This is a genomic window from Nocardia nova (assembly GCF_002933465.1).
GTDB classification, from domain to species: Bacteria; Actinomycetota; Actinomycetes; order Mycobacteriales; family Mycobacteriaceae; genus Nocardia; species Nocardia nova_B.
Genome location: NZ_PSZE01000064.1, coordinates 1 through 6778 on the forward strand (window position 1 = coordinate 1; position 6778 = coordinate 6778).

The 6778-nt window shown below is 63.6% G+C and carries 8 protein-coding genes; 4 read left to right on the top strand and 4 right to left on the bottom strand.

Annotated features, from left to right (window positions below; translation table 11 throughout):
• Positions 1–551: 551 nt before the first annotated feature.
• Together C5E41_RS32570 and C5E41_RS32575 are read right to left on the bottom strand one after the other, a co-directional pair.
• Positions 552–806: a MerR family transcriptional regulator gene (locus tag C5E41_RS32570; RefSeq protein ID WP_104379507.1), complete on the bottom strand. Its 255-nt coding sequence runs from the start codon at positions 804–806 to the stop codon at positions 552–554.
• A 495-nt stretch (positions 807–1301) separates the two neighbouring features.
• The gene (locus C5E41_RS32575; RefSeq protein WP_104379508.1) at positions 1302–1712 is read right to left on the bottom strand and encodes a RidA family protein; all 411 of its coding nucleotides are present in this window, start codon (positions 1710–1712) and stop codon (positions 1302–1304) included.
• A 78-nt stretch (positions 1713–1790) separates the two neighbouring features.
• Here C5E41_RS32575 and C5E41_RS32580 point away from each other — a divergent pair, with 78 nt between their 5' ends.
• Positions 1791–2171: a winged helix-turn-helix transcriptional regulator gene (locus C5E41_RS32580; protein WP_104379509.1), complete on the top strand. Its 381-nt coding sequence runs from the start codon at positions 1791–1793 to the stop codon at positions 2169–2171.
• Between the two features lie 226 nt (positions 2172–2397).
• On the opposite strand, the gene C5E41_RS32585 is transcribed toward C5E41_RS32580, so the two are convergent.
• Positions 2398–3003: a TetR/AcrR family transcriptional regulator gene (locus C5E41_RS32585; protein WP_104379510.1), complete on the bottom strand. Its 606-nt coding sequence runs from the start codon at positions 3001–3003 to the stop codon at positions 2398–2400.
• 42 nt (positions 3004–3045) lie between these two features.
• On the opposite strand from C5E41_RS32585, the gene C5E41_RS32590 reads away from it, so the two are divergent.
• On the top strand, positions 3046–4458 hold the full coding sequence (locus C5E41_RS32590) for an amidase (protein ID WP_219823312.1): 1413 nt from the start codon (positions 3046–3048) through the stop codon (positions 4456–4458).
• Between the two features lie 312 nt (positions 4459–4770).
• On the opposite strand, the gene C5E41_RS32595 is transcribed toward C5E41_RS32590, so the two are convergent.
• Positions 4771–5226, bottom strand: a complete 456-nt coding sequence (locus C5E41_RS32595) for a hypothetical protein (RefSeq protein ID WP_104379512.1) — start codon at positions 5224–5226, stop codon at positions 4771–4773.
• Between the two features lie 275 nt (positions 5227–5501).
• Here C5E41_RS32595 and C5E41_RS32600 point away from each other — a divergent pair, with 275 nt between their 5' ends.
• Entirely contained in the window at positions 5502–5738 is a 237-nt protein-coding gene (locus tag C5E41_RS32600; RefSeq protein WP_258081414.1) for a DUF488 domain-containing protein, read from the top strand.
• A gap of 48 nt (positions 5739–5786) precedes the next feature.
• Positions 5787–6604 (top strand): IS5 family transposase gene (locus tag C5E41_RS32605; RefSeq protein ID WP_439956382.1). Its coding sequence is split into 2 segments (ribosomal slippage): positions 5787–6140 and positions 6143–6604, totalling 816 coding nucleotides; the frame shifts between segments, so codons are not numbered across the junction.
• The last annotated feature ends 174 nt before the right edge of the window (positions 6605–6778 follow it).

Below are 6778 nucleotides of genomic sequence, written 5' to 3' on the forward strand. Positions count from 1 at the left end.
AACACCGCCGACTCCGCAGCGAACCTATGCGAAACTTGCACCCGAAGTGTCCTTCTGAACCGGACCGATCATTGCCTAGACAACAGTGATCATCCCAGCTCGAAGGGCACTTTCTCATTCACGGCACGACGACAGGGCGCACGCCCGTCGGTGGATCGAGGCTGAATGGTGCGCGCCGGAACCGGCCGCCACCACCGCGCTTCCCGCATCCGTCTTCTCCTGTCTCGGCGGCCGATTTCGCCGGCCCTCAGCCTCTGGCCGGATCCGGCCGGCCCCACAGTCCCGCTTGTCGCGGCCCGCTGTCGCTTGCGCGCTCGAGCCCCGGAGGGCCTGGCCGCGCCTGCGGTGTGGGCGGGCGGAATCGGTGGCGACCTATCCTGTCGGCAGTCGGCGTCGTCGGCGGGAATGACTGTCCCACAACCGGCGTAATCCCGCCCGCGATCATCGCCCTACACCTTCTTTGGAGAGCCACGGCTTTCGAGGACCACTACCTGCACGCACAACCGTGTGCGGCAGCTCGGGGCTTGCGCAGGCCGGCACAGCGGGTCGACTCAATCCTCTTTGGTGAGTTTGGCGTTGAGTTCGCGAGCTTCGGAGAGTTGGTCTTCGAGGATGATGATCCGGCACGCGGCTTCCAGGGGTGTGCCGTGGTCGATGAGTTCGCGGGCGCGGGCGGCGATTCGCAGCTGGTAGCGGGAGTAGCGGCGATGTCCGCCGGGCGAGCGTTGCGGGACGATCAGTTTCGCCTCGTCGAGGCTGCGCAGGAATGCCGGGGTGGTGCCGAGGATGTCCGCGGCCCGGCCCATGGTGTAGGCGGGGTAGTCGTCGTCGTCGAACTTCTCGTTCGCGGTCGTGGGTTCAGAAATCGTAAGGCCTCCACACGTGGAAGCGCCCCGGCGCCTGCGGCGCCGGGGCACTGAAAGGGGGAATTACTTCGTCTTCCGACATGAAATCACAGCGTCGGCGATCACCCCAATCACAGTTCCTCGCGGGTGATCCGACGGGCAATGCCTCCTCTCTCCTCATGGGGTTACTTCATCTTCTTTCCGTACAACTTCATCGTGCTTCCGGCGGGCGGCGGGACCGTCGTACAAGCTGGTCCCCGGGCCGCGCCCGCCGTCCTACTATCACGGGCAGTTCATCATCTCCCGTGCCACCTGGATACTTCTTTCTCTTCCAACGCCATAGAACTTACCTCAGACTTCGCCGAAAGTCTACTGTCATCACTACAGATTTTTTTCTGTCGCGAGATCCTGATCGCTATGGAACAGAAGTGGTGCAGCGCGTTCCGGTCCGGCCGGTCAGTCGAGCACCGCGGTCGCCTCGACCTCCACCCGCACATCCGGCTCGAAAAGGTGGTCGACACCGATCAGCGACGCCGGAGGCATCGGAATCGGCAGCCCGATCTCCGCGGCGACCGCCTCCACACCGGCCATGAAGTCGTCGATCTGCTCCGGACTCCACCTGGTGACGTAGAACGTCAGGCGCAGCACATCCGCGAAAGACGCATCCGCACCGGCCAATCCGCGAGCAGTGTTGCGCAGCGCCTGGGCGACCTGGCCGGCGAGATCGCCCGGCACAACCGGAGTGCCGTCCGCGAAATGTGCAACCTGCCCGCTGACGTGCACCTGACGCGATCCGGTGCCTACAGCCACGTGGTGATAGGGGGTCGGCTGCAACATTCCCTCGGGTGTGAAGTGCTTGACAGACATGCTCTAGTCCTCTCGTTTTCGAAGTATCGCTAAGATACTTAGTCGACGAAGGACACTTCAACGAAACCAGGTTTCAGCATGGATACCGACGGTGAAATCCGCATCGAGACAGCGCACCGTGACCTACTCGATCAAGTGCTCGACAAGTGGTCACTCAGCGTCCTCAACGAACTCTGCGAACGCCCGTGCCGCTTCAACGAACTACGCCGCGCCATTCCCGCGGTCACCCAGAAGTCGCTCACCGCGACCTTGCGCAGACTCGAGCGCAACGGCGTCATCGAACGAGTCGTCGTCACCACCCGCCCGGTAGCGATCGAGTACCGGATCACCCCCCTCGGCAAAACCCTGCGCCACCCTGTCGACGTACTGCTGGCGTGGGCAGCCGAGCATATGCCGGCCATCGAATCTGCACGCGAGACTTACGACGCGCGCGAGGAGGAGACGGTCCTGAGTTCATGACAGCACGAGTAGGTGGGGTCCCAGAGGGATCGGTAACCCACCGACCGCTGGACGACGCAGCGACGCAGCGGACGAATCACGCTGCACCGCAGGACATCACAGCGAGTTCTATGAGCCGTTCCGTCGCCTGCCGTCCTTGCTCATGTACCGCAATCTGGGACCCGACAGGCCGAGTCGAACGAGCCCGATCTCCTCGGCCGTACCCGCGGTCCCGCTGAGCGCTCGGCTATTGCGCTGATTCACGATTCTTCTCGGCCAATGCCGACCATGCGGCGATCAGCAACTCGTAGGCGTCGACGACGATATCGTCCGGGATCCCGGTGGGGGTCAGAAGTTTCTGCACCAGAAGGCCATCTTCGAGGGCGTGCACGATCAACGCCAGGAAAGCGGGATCGGCTGGAGGGTGCGGCAATTCGCGGGTGATTCCGGTGGCGATGGCCTTGCGGGCGGTGAGTTCGCGTTCGGCCAAGCGTGATCGCAGTTCGGGGTTGCGCAGGATGTGGAGTACGAGTTCGAGCCGCAGCGCCAGCCATTCGTCGAGGTGACGAGCACGGGAGCGATTGAACTCGCGCAACGGTTCTCGATTGGTGTGGTCGAGTGCGGCGACCTCTTCGAGCTCGCGCTGCGTTCGTCGGGTGAGGAGTTCGAGTGTGAGTTCGTGCTTGTCGGCGAAGTTGCCGTAGAAGGCTCCCCTGGAGTATCCGGCGCGTTCGGCTATCTGCTCTACCGAGGTCGCATTGACGCCCCGTTCGGCGAACAACTCCGCGGCGGCGTCGAGCAGCCGGTCCCGGGTCTGCTGTCGGCTCTGCTCGCGACTGAGACGCTGCTTCATATTCAATACTGTATCTGAATACAGATCTGTATATTGCGGCGCGTGGAACATCTATACGAGGCGACTGCCGCGCAGGTCGCCGCCGCCGTCGCTGCGGGCGAGATCAGCGCAGTCGAAGTGGTGAGAGCGCATCTGGCGAGGATCGAAGCAGTCGATCCGGCGGTGAATGCGGTGACGAACGTGCTGGCCGACGGCGCCCTCGACGCCGCACATACGATCGACCGGCGGCGCGCGGCGGGGGAAGCGCTGGGTCCACTGGCCGGAGTCCCGTTCACAGTGAAGGAAAACATCCATGTCAGAGGATCGGCCACGACGATGGGGGTGCCGGCCCTGCGGGACCTGGTGGCCACGGCCGACGCGCCACCGGTGCGCCGGTTGCGCGCGGCCGGGGCGATCCCCATCGGCCGGACCAACATGCCCGATCTGACGATCGCCGGTCTGCACACAACAAGCACGCTGTACGGCGATACGCGCAACCCCTGGGATCCGCCGGGCCGCACCCCCGGTGGGACCAGCGGCGGTGACGGTGTAGCGGTAGCCACCGGCATGGCGCCACTCGGTCTGGGAAACGATTCCGGTGGCTCCCTTCGCAATCCGGCGACATTCAACGGGATCACCGCACTCAAACCCACCTACGGCCGATTCGCCGCCGACCATCGAATCGGCGGTCGCGAACCGACGCTGGCGTCGCAACTGTTTCCGGTCGACGGTCCACTCGCTCGGTCGGTGGCGGATCTGCGGCTGGCATTCGACGTACTCGCCGGCGCCGACGCGCAAGATCCCAGGGCCGTTCCCGCACCGCCGGACGGTCCGCCGCTGCCCGGCCGAGTCACGGTCGGCCTGGTGATCGATCTCGACGGTGACCGAACGCATCCCGACGTGCGCACCGGATTGGCCGATGCGGCAGACGCATTGGCTGACGCCGGCTACCGAATCGAGGAAGTGGAGGTACCCGCGCTGGCCGAAGCGCTGGCGGTCTACTCCGGATTGATCAGCACCGAATTCTCCTTGGCCTGGCCCACACTGCAGCCGCTGCTCAGCGAAACCAGCCGCCTGCACATGGAGTTGATGATGCGCCGGCAACCGCCATCAGACCTGCCCGGCTACATCCAGTTGACCGCCGCGAGGCTGGGTGTGCAGCGCGCGTGGACACAGTTTCTCGACCGGTACCCACTACTGCTCGGACCGGTCTACACCGAATTGCCGCCTCTCCCATATGTTCCGGCCGACGCGGACGAGCAGGAGCGGATGATGAGCCCGCTGCGATTGTGCACGGCCACCAGCCTGGTGGGAGTTCCAGCGGTAGCCGTTCCGGTCGGTGTGATCGGCGGGCTACCGCAGGGGGTTCAGATCATCGGCCGTATGTATCGGGAAGACCTGTGCCTGACCGCGGCAAGCGCCATCGAGCAACGCTTGGGTGTGCTGACCCCGATCGACCCGGTTGCGGGCGGATAGAGAAGCACCGCAAACAGTGTAAAGCCCTGTAGTCCAAAGGATTAATTGCCTTCGCCACCAGGGCGACCAGGCTATCCGAGTGACAAGCCGGTGAGCGACGCAATCGCATCAGGGCGCCCCGCGGCTCGGCAGAGCCGGGTCAGGTCCGCCCCGGCGAGACCTGGGCCGAAATGGTCCAGGAATTCCTCGCCGGCGCAGGTGGCCCGGTCCTGGTCGAAGTCCGTGCGACGCGAAATCCCTTCTTCCCCTTGTGCGAAAGAGGGGGTTCCGGCGGGGACGAGGTTCGAGAACGTCAGGGAGGGGCCGGGTCGGTCAGATGTCGAGGAACTCGAGATGAACGAAGCGGGTATTCGCGTCGCGCTCATCGATGAGAACCTTGCGCCACACCGTATTTCCGTCGGATGCCTTTATGTTGTCACGGCCGTGGAGGAGGTTGGGTGATGTCTTCGGGTCGGGCCCGGCGATCGTATCTCTCGAGGATCCGCTACCGGGTACGCGGGCTGCTGAGTAGCGGGATTTTTCCAGCATCCAACTCAGGTCAGCTGGGGTCATTTCCAGTGCGATCCGGCATCGAGGGGCTCGGCCCATCTCGTTCTTGACCAGAAGAACCTTCGCGTTCGCAGGAAGCGTCCACCGACCGAAATCCGTCGCCTGTTTGATGAGTTCCGGGCTCGTGCCGGTTTCACTCGGGTCCTGCACAGCCGGATCCACGACAGTGGAACATCCGGTGCCGACGAGCGAAATGACCACAGCGATACCGACGATCACGGCGCGGAGGACGCCTGCCAGATCTCTGGTGCGGCGAGTGTCACCGAGTCGGGTCCGAGCGGTCCCCCTTGCGATTGTCGGACGGGTTCGGAAATTCAATTGCGCCATTGGCGGATAGACCCGCAACATGACCGGCTACCAAAGTTGTTGCAATACAGGCGCATTAGGACTATTCCCCCATTGTCTCGACGAGCAGTGTACAAAGAATCGGACAATCCTGCGATATTGGTTAGACCTGGGAGCCGGTCGCATCCACAGCGTGCAAGGATGACCACGTGCCCGTAGCCAGCCCCGCTTATACGCAGAATCGCCTGTTCACCGTCGGTTACGAAGGCCGCCGAGCGGACGAGCTCGTCATGCTTCTGGCGGAGGCCGGCGTCGCTACCGTCGTGGACGTACGGCTCACCCCCATCTCACGTAAGCCCGGGCTATCGAAGACCAAATTGTCGGCAGCCCTGGCTGAAGCCGGTATCCGCTACGTACATCTAAGACCGTGTCTTACGTGGTTGTGATTTGGTTCTGCTGCGTCGGATCCGGTTGTGCTGCATGATGTTCGGTTTGTGGTCGATGAGTTGTCCAAACGCCTTGTCCCCGACGAACTATGGGCTCTGGCGGAGCCGCTGTTACCGGAGTTCACCCCGCGTCCGCAAGGCGGCGGCACCGCGCCCACCGACGAGCGTGCCGTGTTCACTGCTGTGGTGTTCGTGCTGACAAGTGGTTGTGCGTGGCGGATGCTGCCGCCATCGTTCGGTGTCACGGTCCCGACCGCGCATCGCCGGTTCAGTGCGTGGACTGACGCCGGCCTGTGGCGGCGATTACACCGCGCTGTGCTGGATGAGCTGGGTAGCAGGGGCTTGATCGACTGGTCGCGTGCGGTGATCGACGCGGCGTCGGTGCGAGCGAAAAAGGGGGACCTTTGACTGGGCCGAGCCCGGTCGATCGTGGCAAGGCGGGTTCGAAGATCCATGTGCTGTCCGATCGTGCGGGAATCCCTCTGTCGGTGGGTATTTCGGCCGCCAACACCAATGATGCGCGGGCGCTGCGCCCGTTGGTCAAAGCGATCCCCGCGGTCCGATCGCGACGCGGCCCACGCCGGCGCAGGCCCGCCAAGCTGCACGCCGACAAAGCCTATGACGCCGCTGACCTGAGGAAATGGGTGCGTGATCGCGGCATCGGCGTCCGGATCGCTCGCAAGGGCATCGAATCCTCCAACCGCCTCGGCCGTCACCGATGGGTGATCGAACGCACCATTTCCTGGTTGACCGGCTACCACCGGCTCAACATCCGCTACGACCGCAAGGCCACGCATTTTCTGGACTTCCTCACACTCGCAGCGACACTGACCTGCTACAAGAAACTCGCAAAATCAGCGACATGAGACACGGTCTAAACCTCGATCCACCGACGGGCGTGCGCCCTGTCGGTGTGCCGTGAATGAGAAAGTGCCCTTCGAGCTGGGATGATCACTGTTGTCTAGGCAATGATCGGTCCGGTTCAGAAGGACACTTCGGGTGCAAGTTTCGCATAGGTTCGCTGCGGAGTCGGCGGTGTT